Origin of the sequence: Paenibacillus sp. NRS-1760, from assembly GCF_050467785.1 — a bacterium.
Classification (GTDB): Bacteria; Bacillota; Bacilli; order Paenibacillales; family Paenibacillaceae; genus Pristimantibacillus.
The window spans coordinates 26054-47827 of record NZ_JBITPK010000032.1 but is presented as its reverse complement, the minus strand read 5'-3'; the positions used below and the strand labels follow the sequence as shown (position 1 = coordinate 47827).

Below are 21774 nucleotides of genomic sequence, written 5' to 3'. Positions count from 1 at the left end.
GCCTTAACAGGAATGTTTAGCGTAAGATTGTTTGGTTTGGTTACCTTACCCTTACATCAAGAGAAGGTACTTGCCAGGCAACTTGTACAAAATTATTATCTTAAGTGTTCTGGAATTCTTTCAGGTGAAAATTCATTACATCCGTTTCCGTCGCTGTTAGTTTCGTTAATTGCAGGTTCTTTATCTAATAATTATCGAAAATTCCTAAGTCAGTGGGTCTTCTCCAAACTTATCCCATAATAAAGGGAACCTTTCCTCTAGGTCTTCTTCCTCCCAATCAAATTCAATATCAATTGGTTCAAATTTATAACCTCGTGCTTCTAATTCATTTAAAAATTCTGTATAAATATCATCGTTATATTCAAACGATCCTGTTTTTTGATATGTGTACGCATCTGAAGCCGCTGATAAAATCTCTTCCAACTGAGGCGCAAATTCATCTTCTTCTAAATTATCTTCAGTGAAATATTCTGCTAGAAATTCAGGATTATTTACTCCCTGATTGAAAACTTCTTCTCCTCGAGAAATAAGCCAGCCTCTGAAGTAATCAAATCCATCGTCTGAACATCCTCCCATTATCACAAAAGCTGCGCCCCATAATGACGATGTATAAGATTGTTCCAACTTATTTCTAAACTCAATTTCGAATTCAATGACCTCTTCTGTTCTTTTCTTTACTAATTCTTGGGTTAACCATTCTACTTGTTCTGCACCGTTCTTTTTTGAATTATCTATCATTTTCCAAAAATATTTATTCGTCATAGGTACAGCTCTCCTTTGGTTTTTATTATTTTCATTGCGGGGATTTCTTTTATCGTGATATTCACGAAGTTCGTAAATACTCCATCCCGAAATGTATTCGAGAAGCGATTGAACTATCCTGCCCGTTAGCGGAATAGGATTCCGAAACATCATTGACAGACCCACGCTAATAAGGAATTTCGGTCACTTAGTTTATTCTGTCGGGAATGAGATAATGTTCTGGTCACCCGACATTTTTCGAAGACTTAGTGGGTGTGGGCTGAGTTGGCTTCTTTGGATAATTTTTTATTGGTCCAATTTTACGGTCGCTACCTGATAGAAGGAACTTGGTGTAATATTGATCGGCTTTCCATTTAGGTCTGTTATAGATGCATAATTGCATTTTCCGGCTATATATGTAAAAACTATCGTGCTTTGGTTGGATACCATACCTTGAAGGACAAGCAGAATTGGGCGGATTTGAAAGCTAAATTTACGGAGTTATGGTCAAGTGGTCATGGGGCTTCTTTTGACGAAGTCGTAACTCAAGCAAGATCTTTCGTCACGGCAATGAGCGAGGACTGAGAGGGAGATGAGATCGGAGGCGAGAATGTAAAATACTTCCTAGAACCATAACCTCAAGATGAAAGAGGCATCCGAATGGATTCGGATGCCTTTATTTGGAGTCTAGAAACCATATAGTAAACTTTTATTGGTCGGCTTCATCCTGCTTCTCGGCTTGGAATTCTTGAATGCTTTCTTTGCGCCGCTGATTCTTGGCTTCGATGATTCCTTTTTCATCGGCACTAATTTCATTTGCATGCTCATCCAAATAGCTTTCCGCTTCCTGCAAATTAGCTTGCGTGTTTTCAATATGCTGCTGCAGATGGATCTTATTATCTGCACGGTTATCGGGTTTAGCCATGTGATTCCCTCCATTTGGTGTTAATTACGAACCTTTTCATATTGGTCATTACTTACTTCCACTATTCAACGGAAATTTTTTTTATTTTGCATGTCATCGGTCTCCGATTTAGGTTTCATCGGCAACCATGTAGTAGATGCATATAAAAAGTAAAATCCACCATAATAGTCTAGTACACTTCATTAACGACTGGAGGAGATAACATGCTCGAAAACCTTGAAAGCAATTATGATTGTGCCAATGCTGGTGATGACTTGCATAAGCTTAAGCAGGAGCTCGATTCAATTCGGAATCGCCAAACAACAGAACAGGCAACACAAGATGATATCAATCGTCTTGAAAATCAAATCTCGTTCATTTTAAATAAATGCGATATTAACAGCTAGTCTTGACACGGCTTGATGTCGTTATCGGATGATAAGAACATATTTGCTTAAGAAGCCGCATTGTTGCGGCTTTTTTCATGCAGATTTTTGTTTTAAGTTTTTTGATGAATGTTTACTGTCCGGAGTCCTTTGCGCATAACTGCCCGTTAGCGTAATGAAGCAGCCGATCATTGTGGTCGGCTGCTTCCGTGTGTTTATTGAACTATCGTTCCCCGTTAGCCTAACGACGTTCTATATTCATTTCGTCTAACAATAATCTCGCTGTATATAAGATATTTGGCTTGTATGCATCTAGTTCTTTTATGCGTTCCTTTAACGCTTCTTGATTCCACAAATGATATTGCGCAGGTAAGGGTATATGAGCCAAATTGTGATAATGCTCTCCAAAATCTATTCCAATAAAGGTATGGCCTTGATGCCATAACCCATCCAGTTCAAGGCATCCAAGTATAATATTTATCTTCCCATTAAGCATGTCATTGAGGATCTGAACTACTCTGTTTTTTACTAGATCATCGCTCACTTCCACGCCCCCAATATTATTCCCAGTCATATACGAAGGCCTTCGCAATGAGGGGCATTATTATTGAACTATCGTTTCCCGTTAGCGGAATGACCTTTCTTAATCAGCGAGAGCACGTTTTATGATCGCTTTTGCTTCAGCAACCAACTTTTCATCTTTATAATCAATTGCCTGCATCATGATCAAAATGGGAATGTATATGGCTATCAATCGAGCTAATATCTTCGTTTCTTCATCGACATCCCCATATTCTTTGAAAAAGTCTGAACGCGCATCCGGAGGCAAAAAGCTATACGCGACATTTAAGTCGCAAGCAGGATGTCCGATATTGATATCTCCCCAGTCGATAATCCCTGAAATTATTCCATTCTCGTCTACCAGCATATTTTTAAAATGAAGGTCTCCATGGAGGAATACGTTTTTGGGTTTCACTTTTTCAGTTCCAAGCTGTTCCAAATAGTTCGATAATTCACGATACTCTTCTTCACTAAAATGAAGGGCAAGGTCGGAAATGAATTTATGCAACTTTTCTTTACGCATTGCAATATCAATCAAATTTCTATGGTCATGTTGAACTCCATTTTCTTGGGCAATTTGCACAGGGAATGCATGTAAGCTTTTTAAAAATTGCGCGAGCGTTGTTGCTGATACCGCACGTTGCTTGTCAGTTAATCCGATTGGAAACTCTCCTGATAAATAGGGGTAGCCTAGGAAAGGTGCAGGATAATTATAATCCCCTTCCCCAAAAAATAGCGGTAACGAATATGCAATGGAACAATAATCTTTAAGCTTAGGTAGTATCTTTCCTTCCATCCTTAAACGATTAATTGCAACTTCTCTTCTTGGAAAGCGAAATACATATTCGACCCCGACAAGAAAAACAGTGTTATCCCAGCCGTATCCTAGTTTTTGTACGCTTTGTGAAGCTAACTGCGGAAACTGACTGCTTATTAATTTATGAGCCAATTCTTCTGATACTTCCCATTCCGCATCCCATTGATTCGTACTTCCCATATCCATTTATCGACTCCCTCACGAAAATAGAAAATAGGCTCGACTAGCCTGTTCCATTTACAACATCATATCATTAATTTGTTCTTCTGTTCGAGAACAACCTTACCGTCTGTTCCTCTATCCTGCCCGTTAGCTTAATGAAGAAAAGAGCAGCTGCCGTAGCAAACTGCTCTTGTTGAACTATCGTTGCCCGTTACTTCAATAAAACAAATGGATCCTGTTAATTTAAGGTAAGAAAGAACCTTAGGGATGCTTACGGATTTATTGTGGCGGTTGAAAAACGTCAAACATATTTCCAAAAGGATCGTAAAACGTAAAGAAACTTCCATGTCCTTCAATAACGATAGGACTTACTTTCGTATCGAGTTGTAATAGAAAATTATGAAATCCTTTAATGTCCTTAACACGAAATCCGATTGTATAATGGTCTTGACCATTTGGCTGTAGTATCATCATTTGTCTTGACTAAAAATAAACTAGGACCCATAGAGAAATCTACAAAAGCAAGCTCATCGTTAAGTAGTCCTAGTTTTGCACCCAGTTTTCCACAATACCAATCAACTGCCTTTTCCAAATCGAAAACAGGGATCTCTGTGTACTGAATTCCTTCAATGTATACGTTATTAGCGGTCTGCAGATGTTGATTGTTCATACTTTGCATAGCTAGATCCTCTTTCCATTCTGAGGTTTTACCATATTATTCTACAATTAATTACATTATCCTGCCCGTTAGTTTAATCTAAAATCGGCATCAGCCTGAAGTTTCGTCACTGAAGAAAACCGTTTGAGATCCTGAATGGTTGAAATAATGAATTCTTGATTAAAATGAAATTCTCCAGCTAGATTCGAATTTATTTGCCCATTGGAAGTGTACCTTGAAGTTGATAATGAATATGTAACCACAAAGTCTCCTCTGCGATTGATTCGCTCAACTGATATTGTGAATTCATCTGGAGACATTGCTTGTAAACTGCATTTTTTTGAAACTTTCCCAATCTCAACATGATTAATAAATTGTATCAGTTCGTCTATTGAAAACCATACATCTACATTCCTACCTGAAAATTTGTTATCAATCACATCAATGGTACAGGATAAACTAGGAAGGCGATTATGTATATATTGCTCAAGTGTAAAAGTAATGTATGATTTTCTATCGTCAGAATATATCCTAAAGTCATAATCTGTTATAGGTTCAAACATCTTTAAACCTCCTATCTCTTACTTGCCTCGCTCTATGTCCCTGTTAAATCATCTCAATTATCCTATTTCAATTTTTTCATTCCGCTATCCTGCCCGTTAGCGTAATGACTTGACCTGTAACCCTGTGGTACGGTTCTCCGCACTGTCTGTAACGACAAGTTTTATAGCCATCCTTTGTGGAATGGCGCTTTCCTTGAAACATTGATCTAACGCTTTCGTTAGCGCATTATATTCTCAAGCATTTAGTCGTAATAAAGACTTTTCTTCTCCCCAATGTACTACTGTTAACCCACAATTATCGATATGTACTCTTTTCATATGTTCTTGATCTATTTTAAGTACAGAAATTAATACAGCGCATATGACTCCCCAGTGTGTCACCACACCAATATGCTTTCCGACGTGGTTTTTAGCGAGTTCGTTCAACATATCTTCAACACGGTTAGCCACATCGAGCAAACTTTCTCCGCCTGGATAAGGAGTGGAATACCAGTCTTTCTGGTCACGCTCCCACCACTCAGGATGTGCTTGATGCATTTCATCCCAAGTTAATCCTTCGCAAACTCCACCTTGCGCTTCTCGCAATCGATAATCGCTTTTTATTTTGCTAATCCCTAACTGATCAGCGAGAACTTCTGATGTCTGTAAAGCTCTTCGAAGATCTGAGCTATAAATTGAATCTAATTTAGTTTTATAAAGTTTTTTAACCAATATATGTGCTTGTTGTAATCCTAACTCATTAATGGGTACATCAAAGTGACCCATGAGCCTCTTTTCTTTATTCCAATCCGTTTCACCATGTCTCATAATATATAAAGTAATAGACATTTGAATCCCCCATTTGAATATAGTGTATACACACCTAAAATATCAGCATTTCAGAATATTCGAGAAAATCTTATATTCTCCTTTTTGATCGCTTTACTATGACTTATATATTCGATACTTTTCCACTAATCTGCCCGTTATTTTAATAAAAGACATGCTCTTAACATGACTAAAAAATCAAAAAACCCGACCTCACGAGGTCGGGTTTCTTCATGGTATTGGTGGAGGCGAGGGGATTTGAACCCCTGTCCGAAGATCACGCCACACAGGCTTCTACGGGTGTAGTCACAGTTTTGATGTCACCCAAGCAAACGCCCCGTAACCGGCTTTCGCTAAGGTCAGCCTGATTGTCTTCTTCAGCTCACCGCAGGCGGAGATGAGACAGCGTATTCCACTACTTGTTAGCCCCTAATCCAGTCACATGGACGATGCTGGGTAGAAGCACGCACACAGTTTCTTAGGCTGCGAAAGCGTAGTTTGTTTGTTGTTTGCCGTTTAATAGGCTTTAGCGTTGATGAAGCGGACGACTCCCCGCTACCCGCAACCCGCGCTCGTACAATCCCCGTCGAATCCATAAACGCCCCCAATTTTGCATAAACGGCTAGCTGCAGATTAACACTACTCCGAAGAGTAGATCCACACTAACGTTTAGCTCAATTGAAGCTTTAGGATTAAGGATCAGCATCTGACCAAGCAGGCTGTTCCGATTGTCTAGCACGAATGCACTTGCATTTATTGATTGTCTTGCCGTTGCTACTGTCTTAGTATACCACGAATCAGCTGCTTCCGTGCACAATTGTTATTGGCAATCATGGTCGCTTGCTGCCATGGAAATCTACACCTTAGTTAGAAACCTTCTGTTTCTCACGCAGCACACGCTGAATGTCACGCTGAGCATCACGTTTAGCTGCACTATCGCGCTTGTCGTATTGCTTTTTACCTTTACCGAGACCAATCAATAACTTCGCGTAACCATTGCGCACATAAATCTTCAAGGGTACAATAGCATAACCTTCTTGCTTGGATAAGCCTAGAAGCTTATGAATTTGCATCTTGTGCATCAACAGCTTGCGAGCACGCGTTGGATCGGTAGGGTTGTGAATATTCCCTTGCTCGAACGGACTAATGTGCATATTGTGTATGAAAATTTCGCCGTTACGAATGGTAGCAAATGCATCACTTATATTTGCACGACCCGTTCGCAGCGATTTAATTTCTGTACCCAAAAGCACCATGCCAGCTTCGAAAGTTTCCTCAATGAAATAGTCATGGGAAGCTTTCTTATTCTGGGCGAGCTGCTTGCCGTCACTCTTCTTACCCATGCTAGTCACCTCGACTTAATTAAGCTAAAATAATGGTTGCACGTATACTGGTGTTCATTGTAACAACTTTAACAAAGAAAATCAAGGCGGCTACGGAGCATCCCGCTCTGTCGCCCTGCCCAAAAAGGAGATTTCCCATGCTGCTTGAAATCATTGCTACAACTGCAGATGAAGCGGTTACAGCTGTAGTGCACGGTGCGGACCGTGTAGAGCTTATATCCGCCTTTGAAGAAGGTGGACTAACTCCACAAGAGGACGTTACGTTATCGGTGCTTGAGGCGCTTAAACGGCTCGAGCAAGCTAATCATACCCCTATAGCTAAAGTATATCCCGTACATGCGATGGTTAGGCCTCATAGCAATTCCTTTGTTTACGATAAGGCAGATCTTAGTGAAATGACTGCTCAAATGATCAGAATGCGTACATTAGGCGTTCATGCGTTCGTCTTAGGCACACTTCAGCTTGATGGAACTATTAATACGGATGCTTTAGAAAGTTTATTGGAAGCCGCTGGTGATCGTCCTGTTACCTTCCACCGAGCATTTGATGAGGTACCTGACCAAGAAGAGGCGTTAACCACACTCCTAAAATACCCTCAAATCAAATGGATACTTACCTCAGGCGGTAAACCGAGCGTTCTTGAAGCAACAGATCAAATTAATAGGTTGGTTAAACAAAGTATTGGACATACTGTTACCATACTCCCAGGAAGCGGTCTATCGGTTCCTTCATTGCCTGCCTTTATAAAATCTACCGGAGCACAAGCCGTTCATCTCGGAACTGGTGTTAGAACCGGTGGAACAGATTCTCCTATCGATGGAATGCTCGTTCGTCATGCCCGTCAATTACTTAATGAATTCCAATAAAGCAACAAAACAGAAGCTCATTTTATGCACAAAAAAACCGCCCTCAACCTAAAAGGTCAAAGGCGGTTTTATCAACGTTCGTAAGCTACTACAGCTTTACAACGTTTTCTGCTTGTGGTCCACGGTTGCCTTGAACAACGTTAAATTCTACGCGTTGTCCTTCTTCAAGAGTTTTGAAGCCTTCGCCAGTGATTGCGGAGAAATGTACGAATACATCGTTGCCGCCTTCAACTTCGATAAAGCCGAAACCTTTTTCTGCGTTAAACCATTTAACTGTACCTTGTTGCATGTGTAAAAACCTCCAAAAAAATAATATTAATATGCGCCTGGTTTGTCTTTAAACAAAAAATTCACACATTGGAAAGGGTTTCATGACTATAATGATACCCTTTTCAATATGTGAATTCAGGTTCATATTATCGATTGATTTGAGTGTACTATACCCAGAATTAAAATGCAAGTGACGAGCTTAAATATATTTTCCCAAATTGCCCAGATCGCGGCGACTTCCAATTATGCCATAGAACGGAAGTCGCCGCCCTTATTTATTTGCGATTTTTCCGGACAAAAGCAGCTGTGGCGTTACCGCCGCCTCCGCTTTTTTTCTTCCGCTTGCTCTTCACCGCATCGCCGCCGCTTCCTTCCACGCTCGGCAATTCCGCGCCTCGCTCACTACCGACCACGCCGCCCTGCGGCGTATGCCGCCGCTTCGCGCCGCCGCCACTTCCATCGTTCCGCCGCTGCCCGGCTCCACGACCATTTCCGCCTGGCCCGCCGCTATTGCGGATGGGCAGGCCCCACATATCCGTACGCGCATTGTTCACGCGCGATGAATCTCTACCGTTGCCCGGCGACAAATCCGCCTCTTGCCCCGGCCCACGCTCCGCCGGATTTCCACCGTCGTTCACGCCAGCTCCGGCTGCGCCTTCGCCGCCACGTCCGCGCCGCTTGCTGCCGCGCCCGCTATCAGGTGCATCGATGCGCCACGGATTGGCCTGCTCGACAATGCCAACCACGCTGCGATCGACGCCGCCGCCAAATCCGCCGCGTCCGCCTTTGCCTCCGCGACCTTTGCCGCGGCCGCCCTCGGCTGCACCGCCTTGACCTTTACCTCCCGCGTTTGCACCGCGATCCGTTTTACCACGATAACCTTCGGCTGCACCGCCTTGGCCTTTGCCAGCCACGCTTGCACCACGCTCGTTTTTGCCACGGTAAACTTCGCTTGCGCCACCTTGGCCCTTACCAGCACCGCTCGCTCCGCGCTCGCCTCTTCCGCGGTTGCCCTCACCTGCACCGCCTTGACCTTTGCCGCCGCGATTGCGATCACCGAAACCACCGCGTTTTTTTCCGCCGCGTTCGCCGCCGCCAAAACCACTGCTTGGAATGCCTTTATAGCCGCTGCGCGGCTTCATATCTACAAGCTCGAAATCAATCGTATGCTCCGTCATGCTCACCCGAGTAACGCGAATTTTAACTTCATCGCCAATTCGGTACACTTTGGACGTACGCTCGCCGACCAATATCATATGCTGCTCATGGAAGTTATAGTAATCATCAGACATGTCGCTCAAACGAATTAAACCTTCGACCGAATTGTCCAATTCGATAAACATGCCGAAGCTCGTTACGCTGCTAATAATGCCTTCGAACTCTTCGCCCACTTTATCAAGCATGAATTCACATTTTTTCAACTGCTCTGTGTCACGCTCTGCATCAACCGCTACACGCTCACGTTCTGAGGAATGCTGCGCAATTTCCGGCATCCTTGCCGTTAGCGACTCATGTCTTGCTTCCGTCAATTGGCCTTTGCCATCAAGCACCTCGCGAATGATACGGTGAATGACCAAGTCAGGATAGCGGCGAATTGGGGATGTAAAGTGTGAATAAAACTCAGCTGCAAGCCCAAAATGCCCCAAGCTCTCCGCATCGTATTTCGCCTGCTTCATCGAACGAAGCATCACTGTGGAAATAACGGTCGCTTCCTTCGTTCCGCGAATGTCCTCAAGCAGCGTTTGCAATGCTTTTGGATGAATGGAATTGCCTTTGCCCTTCACGACATAACCGAAGTTTGCTGCAAACTGAACGAAGTTAAGCAATTTCTCTTGTGACGGATCTTCATGAATCCGGTACAGGAACGGCACACGAAGCCAGTGAAAATGCTCGGCCACCGTTTCATTCGCCACGAGCATAAATTCCTCGATGATTTGCTCCGCTACCGAACGCTCGCGCTTCACAATATCAACCGCTTTGCCGTTCTCATCCACGATAACCTTAGACTCTTGGAAGTCGAAGTCAATCGCACCGCGCTTCATTCGTTTCGAACGAAGACGCATCGCTAGATCCTCCATCAAACCGAACATATCAAGCAAGCTGGCGTAACGCTCTTTCAGCTCGGTTTGCGGCTCTTCTTCCGTTGCAGTCAATATTTTTTTCACATTCGTATAGGTCATACGCTCTTTCGTGCGAATCACACTCGTAAACACATCATGACGTACACGCTTAAGCGTCGCCGCATCAAATTCCATTTCACATGAAAGCGTCAGACGATCAACCTGCGGGTTGAGCGAGCATATGCCATTCGACAAACGATGCGGCAGCATCGGAATAACGCGATCCACCAAATATACGCTGCAGCCTCTAAGGTATGCTTCTTGATCGAGCTCTGAATTTTCTTTTACGTAATAGCCGACATCGGCAATATGTACACCTAACAAATAATTGCCGTTCTCCAGACGCTTCACATGCACCGCATCATCTAGATCCTTTGCGTCCTCGCCATCTATCGTCACGATGACCTCATCGCGCAAATCTCGCCTGCCTTGCTGCACAATCTCATCGTCTGTAATGGAATCAGGTGCCGCTTCCGCTTCTCTCATCACTTCATCAGGAAAGCCCTCAGGAAGCTGATGCTTGCGAATAATCGACAGGATGTCGACGCCGGGATCATTTTTATGTCCCAAAATTTCGACAATTTCCCCTTCAGCTGCAGAACGCCCTTCTGGGTAGGTAACAATTTTAACGACAACCTTCTGTCCGGAGACAGCGCCTTGATAGCCGCCTTTTGGAATAAAGATATCCCGATTGATCCGTTTATCATCCGGCACGACAAAAGCATAAACCTCGTGATCCTCGAACGTTCCTACGATTTGCGTAACGGCACGTTCTACAATACGGACGACCTCGCCCTCCATCCGGCCTCCATGCTCACTTCTCGAAGTGACACGAACCAGAATGATGTCTCCATTCATTGCGCTCTTCAAATCATTGGCGTGCAAATACACATCTCCATGATCCTTCTCATCCGGGATTAGAAAACCGAAGCCCTTGGCATGCGATTGCAGCTTGCCGCGCAATAAGTTCATTCGTTCCGGCACACCGTAATGATCATTTGGCGTACGAATGATTTTGCCTTCATCCTCTAATTTGTTCAGCAGCTTAAGGAACTCCTTAAACTCCACTGCATCTACGATACCAAAATGTTTCTCAAGCTCTTGGTACGTCATCGGCTTATACGCCGTCTCTCTCATAAAATCAAGCAGTTCCTGCTCGTAATTAATCATTATTAGTTTTTCTCCTCATAAACCTGCCATATTGCTCTAGCGCCATTTGCAGCAGGTTGATAGATTATCATATAACTTGTAGTATACACGAAATGGATGCCCAGCATCCGTGAATATGATGAAAATACAAAAAAAGCGAGGAATATCCTCGCTTTCTGCGTGTGTGTTCGTTATTGTTTTACGAAGTAAGATACAACAAGCGCCAATATGAAGAAACCAGCTGCAAGAGCAACTGTCAAACGTTGCAAGAACAAATCCAAACCGCGCGCTTTCTGTTTTCCGAAAAGGTGCTCAGCGCCACCCGTAATCGCTCCGGACAAGCCTGCACTCTTACCTTTTTGCAACAATACGACAGCAATAAGGCCGACAGAAAATATAACAAGCACGATTTTCAATATGATATCCATTCATTCCACCTCCAGCATAGGAGCTCCGTAGAAACACATAAATCGAGTGTACCATAGATGGGCACAAATTACAATAGGACAGGCCTTATTCTCGCTGTTCACGCAAAGCCATGCTCTTTCAAATAGTTAAAATTATTTGCTGCGCTATCAAGGGAGCTTGAGCTAAATTGCTCCTGCTCCACAAACATATACTTAACGCCTGCAGGCTCAAGCTCTTTTAACAGCTCATCATAACCTACCTCGCCTTTGCCGATTTCTGCATCCTTCCGCCCTTTCAAAAAGTCTTTCAAATGCACGCAAGGAACGCGTCCCTTATATTTCTTCAAATAATCAGCCGGTTTATAACCCGCAATATAAATCCAGCCCAGATCAAACTCCATCTGCAAGAGCTCCTCTGGAACATCCGACAAAATTTGATCGATAATAGGCTTCTTCTCCACCAGCTTAAATTCAAAATCATGATTATGGTAGCCGTATTGCATACCTGTTGCCTTCACCTGCTTTGCGCATTTTGTGAAAACATCAACTAAATATTGCACATTATCCTTTGTCGGAAGTTCAGGAAGCGGCGACCAAGGCGTAATAATATAAGTCACATCAAGCTCCATGGCATATTCAATTTGTCCTTCAAAATCAGACTCCATTTGCTTGGTATCGCTAAAATTCAAAGGTACATGAACGGAGGGGGCAATTAATCCGAGTCCATCCATCTTGCTTTTCAACTCTTTGGCCGGCATTTTGAAATACCCTGTGAATTCTACCGCTTTATAGCCGATTTTGGCTACCTTCTCCAGCGTGGACAAAAAATCGATCTCCGTTTGATCACGAAGAGAATACATTTGAATGCCTATAACAGGTTTCGCCAATCAAACACACCGCCTAATCGTTGATGCTTTACCCTCTTATTATGTCCTGCATGAGCGAAAAAAAAAGAAGGATATGCCTGATGAGGCATACCCTTCTATATAAGCCGCTAAATGCGTCTTATTTTACGTGTTTCAAGTTGTAGAAAGCTGATTTGCCAGCGTATTGAGCTGTCGAACCAAGTTGGTCCTCAATGCGAAGCAATTGGTTGTATTTCGCAACGCGGTCCGTACGGGAAGGAGCGCCTGTTTTGATTTGGCCAGCGTTTGTAGCTACAGCGATGTCAGCGATTGTGCTGTCTTCGCTCTCGCCTGAACGGTGAGAGATAACTGCTGTGTAACCAGCGCGTTTAGCCATTTCGATTGCATCAAAAGTTTCAGTAAGCGTACCGATTTGGTTAACTTTTACAAGGATAGAGTTACCTACGCCTTTGTCGATACCATCGGATAGACGCTCAGTGTTCGTAACGAACAGATCGTCACCAACGAGTTGAACTTTTTTGCCAAGCTTCTCAGTAAGCAATTTCCAACCATCCCAATCGTCTTCAGAACAGCCGTCTTCAATTGTAAGGATTGGGTATTTGTCAGCCCATGAAGCAAGTAGGTCAACGAACTCAGCAGGTGTAAATGATTTGCCTTCGCCTGCAAGCACGTATTTACCGTCTTTGAAGAACTCAGTGGAAGCAACGTCCATACCTAGGAATACGTCAACGCCTGGCTTGTAGCCTGCGCGCTCGATAGCCGAGATAATTGTTGTAATTGCTTCTTCGTTTGAACCAAGGTTAGGAGCAAAGCCGCCTTCGTCGCCAACAGCTGTGTTAAGGCCTTTATCATGCAATACTGCTTTTAGGTTGTGGAAAATTTCAGCGCCGATACGAAGCGCTTCTTTGAAGCTTTCAGCACCAACAGGAAGAACCATAAATTCTTGAACGTCGATGTTGTTGTCAGCGTGCTCACCGCCGTTGATGATGTTCATCATTGGAACTGGAAGCGTCTTAGCGTTGAATCCGCCAAGGTAAGTGTAAAGAGGTACATCAAGAGCGTCAGCAGCTGCGCGAGCTACTGCCATCGATACAGCTAGAATCGCGTTAGCGCCTAGCTTAGCTTTGTTTGGAGTACCATCAAGCTCGATCATTTTGCGGTCGATAGCTACTTGATCAAGAGCGTCAAGGCCAATGATTTCAGGAGCGATTTCAGTGTTAACATTTTCAACAGCTTTCAAAACGCCTTTACCAAGGTAACGGGATTTGTCGCCGTCACGAAGCTCAACAGCTTCGTATGCGCCAGTAGAAGCGCCGGATGGAACAATTGCACGGCCTTTGCCGCCAGACTCAAGAGAAACCTCTACTTCTACAGTTGGATTCCCGCGGGAATCAAGCACTTCGCGTGCGTATACATCAACGATAATTGACATGAGAGAAAACACTCCTTTTAAAGTATTATTTTTTGTTGATTAATGTGATGCCCGTCATTTCAGCTGGTTTAGCAAGCTCAAGCAGATCAAGAACCGTTGGTGCGATATCTGCAAGAATACCGCCGTCGCGAAGAGTCTCGCCTGCTTTCGTTACGATAAGCGGAACCGGGTTCGTTGTATGTGCCGTAAACGGACGGCCATTCTCGTCGAACACCATGTCAGCATTACCATGGTCAGCCGTGATGATGCAGACGCCGCCTTTGGCTAGTACTGCTTCCACTACTTTGCCAAGGCATTCATCCGTCGCTTCAACCGCTTTGATCGTAGGCTCCAGCATGCCGGAGTGGCCTACCATATCAGGGTTGGCGAAATTCAGAATGATTGCGTCATGCTTGTCAGATTCAATCTCGCGTACCGTGGACTCAGCTAGCTCATATGCGCTCATTTCCGGTTTGAGATCGTACGTTGCGACCTTAGGGGAATTAATAAGCACACGAGTTTCGCCAGGAAGCTCATGATCGCGTCCGCCGCTGAAGAAAAACGTAACGTGCGGATATTTTTCTGTTTCTGCAGTACGTAATTGAGTCTTGTTGTTTTGCACGAGCACTTCGCCAAGCGTATTATCAAGGTTCTTTGGTGAATACGCAACGAATCCACCAACGGTTTCACTGAATAGCGTCAAGCAGACGAAATACAGATTAACAGGGCGCTTCTCGCCACGGTCAAAGCCGCGGAAGTCCTCGTTCGTGAATACTTGCGACAATTGAATCGCACGGTCAGGACGGAAGTTGAAGAAAATCACTGCGTCCTCGGATTCAACAAGGCCAACTGGCTTGTTTTCACCGTCTACAATAACCGTTGGCATAACGAATTCATCATAAACCGATTTCTCGTAGGATTCAACTACCGCTTGAATCGGATCGAAATATTGAGGGCCCTCGCCATATACCATAGCGCGGTAGGATTTCTCCGTACGCTCCCAACGCTTGTCGCGGTCCATTGCATAGTAACGGCCTTGAACCGTCGCAATGCGGCCTACGCCAACCTCTTCGATTTTGGCTTGAAGACGCTCTAGATAGCCCTTTGCACTGTCCGGGGACACGTCGCGGCCATCAAGGAAAGCATGAATGTATACTTCTTCAAGCTCTTCCTTCTTCGCTAGATCGAGCAATGCGAACAAATGCTCAATGTGGCTATGAACGCCTCCATCCGACAGCAAGCCGTATAGATGAAGCTTTTTGCTATTTGTTTTTACATGGCGAACAGCACCAAGGATCGTCTCATTTTCGTAAAATTCACCATCGCGGATCGATTTACTAATACGAGTCAAATCCTGATAAACGATGCGGCCTGCGCCGATGTTCAAGTGGCCAACCTCGGAGTTGCCCATTTGACCCTCAGGAAGTCCAACCGCTTCGCCGCATGCCGTCAATGTCGTATGCGGATAAGTTGACCAGTAACGGTCATAGTTTGGTTTGTTTGCTTGTGCAACCGCGTTGCCCGTTACATCATCGCGCAAACCGAAGCCGTCGAGAATAATAAGCGCTACAGGTTTCGGAGCAGCCATATTACTTGGCCCCCTCGACCAGTGCAATGTAGGATGCAGGCTCCAAGCTCGCGCCCCCAACAAGTGCACCGTCAATATCAGCTTGACCCATGTACTCAGCTACGTTATTAGGCTTCACGCTGCCGCCGTATTGAATGCGAACCGCATCAGCAGTCGCTTGATCGTAAAGACCAGCAACAACGCTGCGGATATAACCGATAACATCTTGTGCATCCTCGGAAGTAGAAGATTTGCCAGTACCGATAGCCCAGATTGGCTCATAAGCGATAACAACTTCAGCTGCTTGTGCTGCAGATAGGCCTACAAAAGCTGCTTCTGTTTGCACTTTGCATACTTCTTTTGTTTGTCCAGCTTCGCGCTCTTCCAGCTTCTCGCCTACACAAACGATAGGAAGCAAGCCATTTTTAAAGGAAGCATGAACCTTCTTGTTTACGATCTCATCTGATTCCGCAAAATAAGCGCGGCGCTCGGAGTGACCGATAATTACGTATTTCACACCAAGATCCTTCAGCATAACGCCGCTGATTTCACCTGTGAATGCACCGTTGTCTTCAAAATGTACGTTTTGTGCTCCAATAGCAATCGACGTACCTTTCGCAGCTTCAACAAGTGCCGGAAGTGTTGTGTATGGCGCGCAGATCACGCTCTCTACACCTGCAACTTCAGCTTTACCTTTAATTTCGGAGAAAAATGTTACAGCCTCGGATACCGTTTTGAACATTTTCCAGTTACCTGCAATAATCGGTGTTCTGTTGCTCATGCGTAATCCTCCTCAAATCTATATAGTTGGGTAAATGTATTATTTATCGTTAAGGGCAACTACGCCTGGAAGCACTTTGCCTTCCATAAACTCTAGGGAAGCGCCGCCGCCTGTCGAGATGAAGTCCATTTTGTCAGCTAGGTGGAATTTCTCAGCTGCTGCTGCGGAATCGCCGCCGCCAATTACAGTATAGCCAGCTGTTTCTGCGCAAGCGCGAGCAACGGCTTGTGTACCATGGGAGAATGGCTCGATTTCGAATACGCCCATAGGTCCGTTCCATACAACCAACTTGGAGTTTTTGATTACATCAGCATAAAGCTCACGTGTTTTAGGACCGATGTCGATACCTTCCCAATCAGCAGGGATGCTGTCAACGTCAACGATTTGTGTGTTAGCGTTAGCGCTGAAATCGTCAGTTACAACGATATCAACTGGGATCAAGAAGTTTTTGCCTAGTTTTTTCGCTTTTTCCATGAACTCAAGAGCCAAATCAAGCTTGCTGTTGTCTACAAGCGATTTGCCGATTTCGTGGCCTTGTGCTTTAAAGAATGTATAAGACAAGCCGCCGCCAATGATGACATTGTCAGCAATTTCAAGCATTTTATCGATTACAGCGATTTTGTCTTTAACTTTCGAACCGCCAACGATTGCTGTGAAAGGACGCTCTGGGTTGTTAAGCGCTTTGCCTAGTACTTCAAGCTCTCTCTCCATAAGAAGGCCTGATACAGCTGGCAAAATGTGTGCAATGCCTTCTGTCGAAGCGTGAGCGCGGTGAGCAGCGCCAAATGCATCGTTTACGAACAGGTCAGCAAGTTTTGCAAAAGCTTTCGCTAGTTCTGGATCGTTTTTCTCTTCGCCTTCATAGAAACGTACGTTTTCAAGCAATAGCACATCACCGTTGTTTAGTGCAGCAACTTGCGCTTCGACAGCTTCACCAATAGCTTCGTTCGCTTTCGTTACTTGCTTGCCTAGCAGCTCAGATAGACGTGCTGCGGAAGCTGTGTGGCGAAGCTCTTCTACTACTTGACCGTTTGGACGTCCAAGATGACTTGCAAGAATAACTTTTGCGCCTTTTTCGATCAAAAAGTTGATTGTAGGAAGCGTTTCACGAATACGTTTGTCATCCGTAATTTTTCCATCTTCAAGCGGCACGTTAAAATCAACGCGAACAAATACTCGTTTACCAGCTAGTTCTGCAACATCACGTACACTTTTCTTATTCATCTATGAAGCCTCCCGAAAATGTGTTATGGAAAGGTATAGCGGTAGAATACAAAAAAAAGAAGGGCGTTCCTTCAAAGAAGAAACGCCCCCATGACTTACGACTCTAGAAGCCGCAAATCAAAAACCTTAGCTCCGCATGCGCGGAATGCTGCGGTCTTTAGTCCGTCTTCTTTGCTTACAGACCTTTGCTAGCAATGTAAGCAGCAAGATCAACTACGCGGTTCGAGTAGCCCCACTCGTTGTCGTACCATGAGATAACTTTAACCATGTTGCCTTCAACAACCATAGTCGAAAGACCATCGATTGTGGAAGAAGCAGGGTCGCTATTGTAGTCGCTTGATACAAGCGGCAATTCGTTGTAGTTCAAGATGCCTTTAAGAGGACCGTCAGCAGCTTCTTTCAATGCTGCGTTAACTTCTTCTACAGTAACGTTAACTTTAAGCTCAGCTACAAGGTCAGTTACAGATACGTTAGGCGTAGGAACGCGCATTGCCATACCGTTTAGTTTGCCTTTAAGCTCAGGAAGAACAAGTGCAACAGCTTTTGCTGCGCCAGTTGAAGAAGGAATGATGTTCTCAGCAGCTGCGCGAGCACGACGCAAGTCTTTGTGAGGAACGTCAAGAACGGATTGGTCATTTGTGTATGAGTGAATTGTAGTCATCATACCTTTAACGATTCCGAATTTGTCGTTCAATACTTTTGCGAAAGGTGCTAGGCAGTTCGTTGTGCAAGAAGCGTTGGAAATAATGGTGTGTGCCGCAGCGTCGTATTTATCTTCGTTAACGCCGATAACTACTGTAATATCTTCGTTCGTTGCAGGTGCGGAGATGATAACTTTTTTAGCGCCGCCTTGCAAGTGAAGCTCAGCTTTTTCTTTCGCTGTGAAAATACCAGTTGATTCAACTACGATTTCAACGCCTACTGAACCCCAAGGAAGGTCTGCAGGGTTGCGCTCTGCGAATACTTTGATTTCGCGGCCATTTACGATAAGCGCGCCTTCTTTAGCTTCAACAGTACCGTCAAGTTGACCGTGTGTTGTATCGTATTTCAGAAGATGTGCCAGTGTTGCAGTATCCGTAAGATCATTTACTGCCACGATTTGAACATCAGGGTTGTTCAGTGCTGCGCGGAATACGTTACGGCCGATGCGACCAAAACCATTAATACCAACTTTAACCATTTTTGTTTCCTCCTAAGCGTTTTTAAAAGATTTATGAATATATTTCAAGACATTTTGCAGGCATGCCTTAACAGCAATTTGCAAAGCGTCATGATTCCTTATTGCCTTTTTCTTGACTGTGCTTCTCTTGATCGATCAAAGCTACGATTTCGAGTGCTGCTGCCTCATCCGTTACGAGTACATCATTGTGTCCAAAGCGCATCACTGCCGCTATAGCCTCGCCTTTGCTCTTGCCGCCGGCTATACCTATAACAACTTCAGTTTTAACAATATCCTCGAGCCGTAACCCCACCGTTTGCATTTTGTGCACGACAGCGCCTTTTCGGTCAAAATAAAACCCGAATGACTCCGCCAAAGCACCCTCAGCTTCCATAGCATCAATAACTTCACGCTCTAGCCGCCTGCGTCTTGCCATAACCATAGCATCTCCGATACCATGTACAACGATGCGAGCACTGCGGATGACATCCACAATTTCTCGAATGTTCGGCTCCTGCATAATAGATGCAAAAGCTTCCTCTCCCAGATGATCCGGCACATGCAAAAGTCTATACTGCGCTCCTGTACGCTTAGCCATCATGGAAGCAATCGTATTCGCTTGGTAATCCAAGCTCTCCCCTAGACCGCCTCTAGCAGGTACGAACAAGTTCGTATTCAGCTGAGAAGAACTAATCAGTTGATTCGACAGCTGTGCAATCGTCGTTCCGCCTGTTACAGCTACAACGTCGTTGGGCTGCATTACCTTGATAAGCACCTGACATCCCGCACGACCAAGCTCTCGCTTTGTTTGGGCAGAGACTTCCGAATCGCCAGCAACTATAATGACCTGCGATAGGCCGTAGTGGCTGCGAATCGTTTCCTCCAGTTCGGATAGTCCGAACATTGTCTTGTAGAATGGCTCAAGCTGCTCTAAAAGAAGCTTGCCTGAATCGCTAATCCGCATGCCTCCCGAATGAATCTCGAGCAGCCCCTGCGTCTTTAGGAAATCGGTCTCTGCCCGAAGCATACGCTCCGTCATCGATAATACAGAAGCCAACGTTCGACGTCCGATTAAATCCGATACCATTACTTGATGCAAAATCGAATATCGTTTCTTCATGACCTCTAGCAGATCAGGCACAAGCTGCTGCTGCAGTTCAATGATCTGACGCATTTCTCATCCTTCACTCCATCGGCCTATAGCGTATTCGCTTCAAATACGTTGGACTCAATATGTCCCGCGGTATCATTTCAAGTCCCACCTTTAGTTTATCGGAAATAACCGATTGTAGCAATAGCCGATTATCAATTGGAAACGGTTTCCGACGCATTTTTAACAAATTTAATTTTTGAACATCGCTTGCTTTAAAATCTTTAATATCATATAATCATTTTTGCGACTATTTTCTTACAAAAGCAGATAGTAGCAACAGCAGTTTTTCCTTATGCGCCCGTGGTCCAATGGATATGACGCAGCCCTCCGAAGGCTGAGATCTAGGTTCGATTCCTTGCGGGCGCGCCATTACTTTTTATTATCGCAAGTTCAAACTCTATATTGATACACACGAACCGTTCCTATACGCTGGAACGTTTTTTTTATTTTAAGCAACGGTCAAGTAATTAATCTCCCGCTATAACATCCAACCTATGCCTCATGGAAAACACTCCAAATTGCGCTTGTTTATTTCATCCAATCCACTTCAAACCCATTTTTTTCGTATACGTAGCAAGGGAATTGCAGACCTGTTTGACTATCTTTGACTTTTGACTTTTCATCCGTTATTATGAGAATACGATTTAACCATTCATTGTTTTTTAGGAGGGGGCTTACGTTGGATATGAATTTCGTTCCTATGGTTATTGAGCAAAACAATCGGGGTGAGCGTGCGTATGACATTTACTCTCGCCTACTGAAAGATCGCATTATTTTTCTAGGATCAGGTGTAAATGACGTGGTGGCAAACTCCATCATCGCTCAATTGTTATTCCTGGCGGCAGACGACCCTGAGAAGGACATTTCTCTTTATATTAACAGCCCGGGCGGCTCAATTACGGCAGGCATGGCTATTTACGATACGATGCAATATATTAAACCTGATGTATCTACGATTTGTGTAGGTATGGCTGCTTCTATGGGTGCTTTCTTGCTTACTGCAGGTGCAATTGGCAAACGTTATGCGCTTCCGAACAGCGAAGTCATGATCCATCAGCCACTTGGCGGTGCAGAAGGTCAAGCAAGCGATATCGCCATTCGTGCGAAACGCATTATCGGCATGCGCGACAAGCTGAACGGTATTTTGGCAGAGCGCAGTGGACAATCGCTTGAACGTATCGAGAAAGATACAGACCGCGATTATTTCATGAGTGCAGCAGAAGCTAAAGAATATGGCTTGGTTGATAAAGTAATTGAGAAACTCGCATAATTCATTCCGCTAGGTAATAGGTTTGAACGCAAAAAAGAGCAAGTTCGGATTCATCCGAGCCTGCTCTTTTTTTATTGCAAACACATCCGTAAGATTATTGTACATTCCATATAAAAAAAGAGCTGCCGCCGCAAGCTCATAATGAACCTGCGTGACTTCTCTCCTTCTTCATTATTGGTTCTCCAGCTCTTCTTTGCTTACCAAAGCGACTAAAGCGTTTACAGCCTGTTCTGCGTCCGAACCCTCGGCACTAATGGATACTTCAGTGCCAGAACTGATAGCCAAACTCATAATACCCATTATGGATTTAGCATTTACTTTTTTGTCGTCTTTCTCTACAAATACTTCGGAGGAAAATTTGTTCGCTTCTTGTACGAATAATGCTGCTGGTCTTGCATGTAGTCCAGTCTTAAGACGAACAACAACCGGAAGCCTTGTCATGGAAACCATACCCCCTATATTTTTCTCAATCATTAGCATGCGGCAAAAGCTTATACGGCTCTGTTTGCCGTCTTCTGGCTGCAAAAGCTCGTTTCCGGACAAAGATAAGATGTGTAAGTATCAATGCTGCTTATTCTTATCTTTAAAA

At 44.3% G+C, this 21774-nt stretch carries 22 protein-coding genes, 1 tRNA gene and 1 other RNA gene; 4 read left to right on the top strand and 20 right to left on the bottom strand.

Annotation, left to right across the window (positions count from 1 at the left end):
* Positions 1–204: 204 nt before the first annotated feature.
* Together ACIFSR_RS34490 and ACIFSR_RS34485 are read right to left on the bottom strand one after the other, a co-directional pair.
* Entirely contained in the window at positions 205–762 is a 558-nt protein-coding gene (locus ACIFSR_RS34490) for a DUF4240 domain-containing protein (RefSeq protein ID WP_430063742.1), read from the bottom strand.
* A 688-nt stretch (positions 763–1450) separates the two neighbouring features.
* Positions 1451–1666 carry a small acid-soluble spore protein Tlp gene (locus ACIFSR_RS34485; RefSeq protein WP_430063740.1) on the bottom strand — a complete coding sequence of 72 codons (216 nt, stop codon included), beginning with the start codon at positions 1664–1666 and terminating at the stop codon, positions 1451–1453.
* Between the two features lie 203 nt (positions 1667–1869).
* Between ACIFSR_RS34485 and ACIFSR_RS34480 the strand changes: the two genes are divergently transcribed.
* Positions 1870–2052, top strand: coding sequence for a DUF2524 domain-containing protein (locus ACIFSR_RS34480; protein ID WP_339206042.1), 183 nt, complete (start codon positions 1870–1872; stop codon positions 2050–2052).
* Positions 2053–2272: 220 nt separating this feature from the next.
* Here the strand turns inward: ACIFSR_RS34480 and ACIFSR_RS34475 are convergent, their stop codons facing one another.
* The 7 genes from ACIFSR_RS34475 to smpB all read right to left on the bottom strand — a co-directional run bounded on the left by ACIFSR_RS34475 (position 2273) and on the right by smpB (position 6942).
* On the bottom strand, positions 2273–2575 hold the full coding sequence (locus tag ACIFSR_RS34475) for a hypothetical protein (protein ID WP_339206041.1): 303 nt from the start codon (positions 2573–2575) through the stop codon (positions 2273–2275).
* Positions 2576–2674: 99 nt separating this feature from the next.
* Positions 2675–3589: a phosphotransferase gene (locus ACIFSR_RS34470; protein ID WP_339209454.1), complete on the bottom strand. Its 915-nt coding sequence runs from the start codon at positions 3587–3589 to the stop codon at positions 2675–2677.
* Positions 3590–3989: 400 nt separating this feature from the next.
* Positions 3990–4250, bottom strand: a complete 261-nt coding sequence (locus ACIFSR_RS34465; protein WP_430063738.1) for a VOC family protein — start codon at positions 4248–4250, stop codon at positions 3990–3992.
* Positions 4251–4318: 68 nt separating this feature from the next.
* Positions 4319–4792, bottom strand: a complete 474-nt coding sequence (locus tag ACIFSR_RS34460) for a WapI family immunity protein (RefSeq protein ID WP_430063736.1) — start codon at positions 4790–4792, stop codon at positions 4319–4321.
* Between the two features lie 234 nt (positions 4793–5026).
* Positions 5027–5620: a histidine phosphatase family protein gene (locus tag ACIFSR_RS34455; protein WP_339206039.1), complete on the bottom strand. Its 594-nt coding sequence runs from the start codon at positions 5618–5620 to the stop codon at positions 5027–5029.
* Between the two features lie 219 nt (positions 5621–5839).
* Positions 5840–6205: a transfer-messenger RNA gene (gene ssrA / locus ACIFSR_RS34450) on the bottom strand.
* Between the two features lie 257 nt (positions 6206–6462).
* Positions 6463–6942, bottom strand: coding sequence for an SsrA-binding protein SmpB (gene smpB, locus ACIFSR_RS34445; protein ID WP_076270736.1), 480 nt, complete (start codon positions 6940–6942; stop codon positions 6463–6465).
* A 137-nt stretch (positions 6943–7079) separates the two neighbouring features.
* Between smpB and ACIFSR_RS34440 the strand changes: the two genes are divergently transcribed.
* On the top strand, positions 7080–7808 hold the full coding sequence (locus ACIFSR_RS34440) for a copper homeostasis protein CutC (protein WP_339206036.1): 729 nt from the start codon (positions 7080–7082) through the stop codon (positions 7806–7808).
* A gap of 88 nt (positions 7809–7896) precedes the next feature.
* Here the strand turns inward: ACIFSR_RS34440 and ACIFSR_RS34435 are convergent, their stop codons facing one another.
* The 10 genes from ACIFSR_RS34435 to ACIFSR_RS34390 all read right to left on the bottom strand — a co-directional run bounded on the left by ACIFSR_RS34435 (position 7897) and on the right by ACIFSR_RS34390 (position 19936).
* A complete protein-coding gene (locus ACIFSR_RS34435; protein WP_028609190.1) occupies positions 7897–8097 on the bottom strand; it encodes a cold-shock protein in 201 nt (66 codons plus the stop codon).
* A 256-nt stretch (positions 8098–8353) separates the two neighbouring features.
* On the bottom strand, positions 8354–11368 hold the full coding sequence (rnr, locus tag ACIFSR_RS34430; RefSeq protein ID WP_430063733.1) for a ribonuclease R: 3015 nt from the start codon (positions 11366–11368) through the stop codon (positions 8354–8356).
* A 170-nt stretch (positions 11369–11538) separates the two neighbouring features.
* Complete coding sequence (secG, locus tag ACIFSR_RS34425) at positions 11539–11775, bottom strand: preprotein translocase subunit SecG (RefSeq protein ID WP_054025946.1); 237 nt, start codon at positions 11773–11775, stop codon at positions 11539–11541.
* A 98-nt stretch (positions 11776–11873) separates the two neighbouring features.
* Positions 11874–12641 (bottom strand): sugar phosphate isomerase/epimerase family protein, encoded by a 768-nt coding sequence (locus ACIFSR_RS34420; RefSeq protein WP_430063731.1) that lies wholly within the window; start codon positions 12639–12641, stop codon positions 11874–11876.
* A gap of 118 nt (positions 12642–12759) precedes the next feature.
* On the bottom strand, positions 12760–14052 hold the full coding sequence (eno, locus tag ACIFSR_RS34415; protein ID WP_076270740.1) for a phosphopyruvate hydratase: 1293 nt from the start codon (positions 14050–14052) through the stop codon (positions 12760–12762).
* A gap of 25 nt (positions 14053–14077) precedes the next feature.
* Positions 14078–15619, bottom strand: a complete 1542-nt coding sequence (gene gpmI, locus ACIFSR_RS34410) for a 2,3-bisphosphoglycerate-independent phosphoglycerate mutase (protein ID WP_339206029.1) — start codon at positions 15617–15619, stop codon at positions 14078–14080.
* A gap of 1 nt (position 15620) precedes the next feature.
* The gene (tpiA, locus tag ACIFSR_RS34405) at positions 15621–16379 is read right to left on the bottom strand and encodes a triose-phosphate isomerase (protein ID WP_076270742.1); all 759 of its coding nucleotides are present in this window, start codon (positions 16377–16379) and stop codon (positions 15621–15623) included.
* A 39-nt stretch (positions 16380–16418) separates the two neighbouring features.
* Complete coding sequence (locus tag ACIFSR_RS34400) at positions 16419–17603, bottom strand: phosphoglycerate kinase (RefSeq protein WP_430063728.1); 1185 nt, start codon at positions 17601–17603, stop codon at positions 16419–16421.
* Between the two features lie 175 nt (positions 17604–17778).
* Positions 17779–18783: a type I glyceraldehyde-3-phosphate dehydrogenase gene (gene gap / locus ACIFSR_RS34395; protein WP_076270744.1), complete on the bottom strand. Its 1005-nt coding sequence runs from the start codon at positions 18781–18783 to the stop codon at positions 17779–17781.
* Between the two features lie 88 nt (positions 18784–18871).
* Positions 18872–19936: a sugar-binding transcriptional regulator gene (locus tag ACIFSR_RS34390; RefSeq protein ID WP_430063726.1), complete on the bottom strand. Its 1065-nt coding sequence runs from the start codon at positions 19934–19936 to the stop codon at positions 18872–18874.
* A 273-nt stretch (positions 19937–20209) separates the two neighbouring features.
* On the opposite strand from ACIFSR_RS34390, the gene ACIFSR_RS34385 reads away from it, so the two are divergent.
* A tRNA-Arg gene (locus ACIFSR_RS34385) sits at positions 20210–20284 on the top strand.
* A gap of 316 nt (positions 20285–20600) precedes the next feature.
* Positions 20601–21185 (top strand): ATP-dependent Clp endopeptidase proteolytic subunit ClpP, encoded by a 585-nt coding sequence (gene clpP, locus ACIFSR_RS34380; RefSeq protein ID WP_169091151.1) that lies wholly within the window; start codon positions 20601–20603, stop codon positions 21183–21185.
* Positions 21186–21356: 171 nt separating this feature from the next.
* Here clpP and ACIFSR_RS34375 read toward each other — a convergent pair whose 3' ends face one another.
* Positions 21357–21626 carry an HPr family phosphocarrier protein gene (locus ACIFSR_RS34375; RefSeq protein WP_028609180.1) on the bottom strand — a complete coding sequence of 90 codons (270 nt, stop codon included), beginning with the start codon at positions 21624–21626 and terminating at the stop codon, positions 21357–21359.
* Positions 21627–21774: the final 148 nt, after the last annotated feature.

Bases quoted from the DNA above. Each gene is read 5' to 3' on its own strand.
- clpP (WP_169091151.1), top strand. From the start codon at position 20,601: ATGAATTTCGTTCCTATGGTTATTGAGCAAAACAATCGGGGTGAGCGT.
- rnr (WP_430063733.1), bottom strand. From the start codon at position 11,368: ATGATTAATTACGAGCAGGAACTGCTTGATTTTATGAGAGAGACGGCG.
- ACIFSR_RS34460 (WP_430063736.1), bottom strand. From the start codon at position 4,792: ATGTTTGAACCTATAACAGATTATGACTTTAGGATATATTCTGACGAT.
- gpmI (WP_339206029.1), bottom strand. From the start codon at position 15,619: ATGGCTGCTCCGAAACCTGTAGCGCTTATTATTCTCGACGGCTTCGGT.
- tpiA (WP_076270742.1), bottom strand. From the start codon at position 16,379: ATGAGCAACAGAACACCGATTATTGCAGGTAACTGGAAAATGTTCAAA.
- ACIFSR_RS34455 (WP_339206039.1), bottom strand. From the start codon at position 5,620: ATGTCTATTACTTTATATATTATGAGACATGGTGAAACGGATTGGAAT.
- gap (WP_076270744.1), bottom strand. From the start codon at position 18,783: ATGGTTAAAGTTGGTATTAATGGTTTTGGTCGCATCGGCCGTAACGTA.
- ACIFSR_RS34470 (WP_339209454.1), bottom strand. From the start codon at position 3,589: ATGGGAAGTACGAATCAATGGGATGCGGAATGGGAAGTATCAGAAGAA.
- ACIFSR_RS34400 (WP_430063728.1), bottom strand. From the start codon at position 17,603: ATGAATAAGAAAAGTGTACGTGATGTTGCAGAACTAGCTGGTAAACGA.
- ACIFSR_RS34435 (WP_028609190.1), bottom strand. From the start codon at position 8,097: ATGCAACAAGGTACAGTTAAATGGTTTAACGCAGAAAAAGGTTTCGGC.
- ACIFSR_RS34390 (WP_430063726.1), bottom strand. From the start codon at position 19,936: ATGCGTCAGATCATTGAACTGCAGCAGCAGCTTGTGCCTGATCTGCTA.
- ACIFSR_RS34485 (WP_430063740.1), bottom strand. From the start codon at position 1,666: ATGGCTAAACCCGATAACCGTGCAGATAATAAGATCCATCTGCAGCAG.
- ACIFSR_RS34465 (WP_430063738.1), bottom strand. From the start codon at position 4,250: ATGCAAAGTATGAACAATCAACATCTGCAGACCGCTAATAACGTATAC.
- smpB (WP_076270736.1), bottom strand. From the start codon at position 6,942: ATGGGTAAGAAGAGTGACGGCAAGCAGCTCGCCCAGAATAAGAAAGCT.
- secG (WP_054025946.1), bottom strand. From the start codon at position 11,775: ATGGATATCATATTGAAAATCGTGCTTGTTATATTTTCTGTCGGCCTT.
- ACIFSR_RS34480 (WP_339206042.1), top strand. From the start codon at position 1,870: ATGCTCGAAAACCTTGAAAGCAATTATGATTGTGCCAATGCTGGTGAT.
- ACIFSR_RS34375 (WP_028609180.1), bottom strand. From the start codon at position 21,626: ATGACAAGGCTTCCGGTTGTTGTTCGTCTTAAGACTGGACTACATGCA.
- eno (WP_076270740.1), bottom strand. From the start codon at position 14,052: ATGTCAATTATCGTTGATGTATACGCACGCGAAGTGCTTGATTCCCGC.
- ACIFSR_RS34490 (WP_430063742.1), bottom strand. From the start codon at position 762: ATGACGAATAAATATTTTTGGAAAATGATAGATAATTCAAAAAAGAAC.
- ACIFSR_RS34440 (WP_339206036.1), top strand. From the start codon at position 7,080: ATGCTGCTTGAAATCATTGCTACAACTGCAGATGAAGCGGTTACAGCT.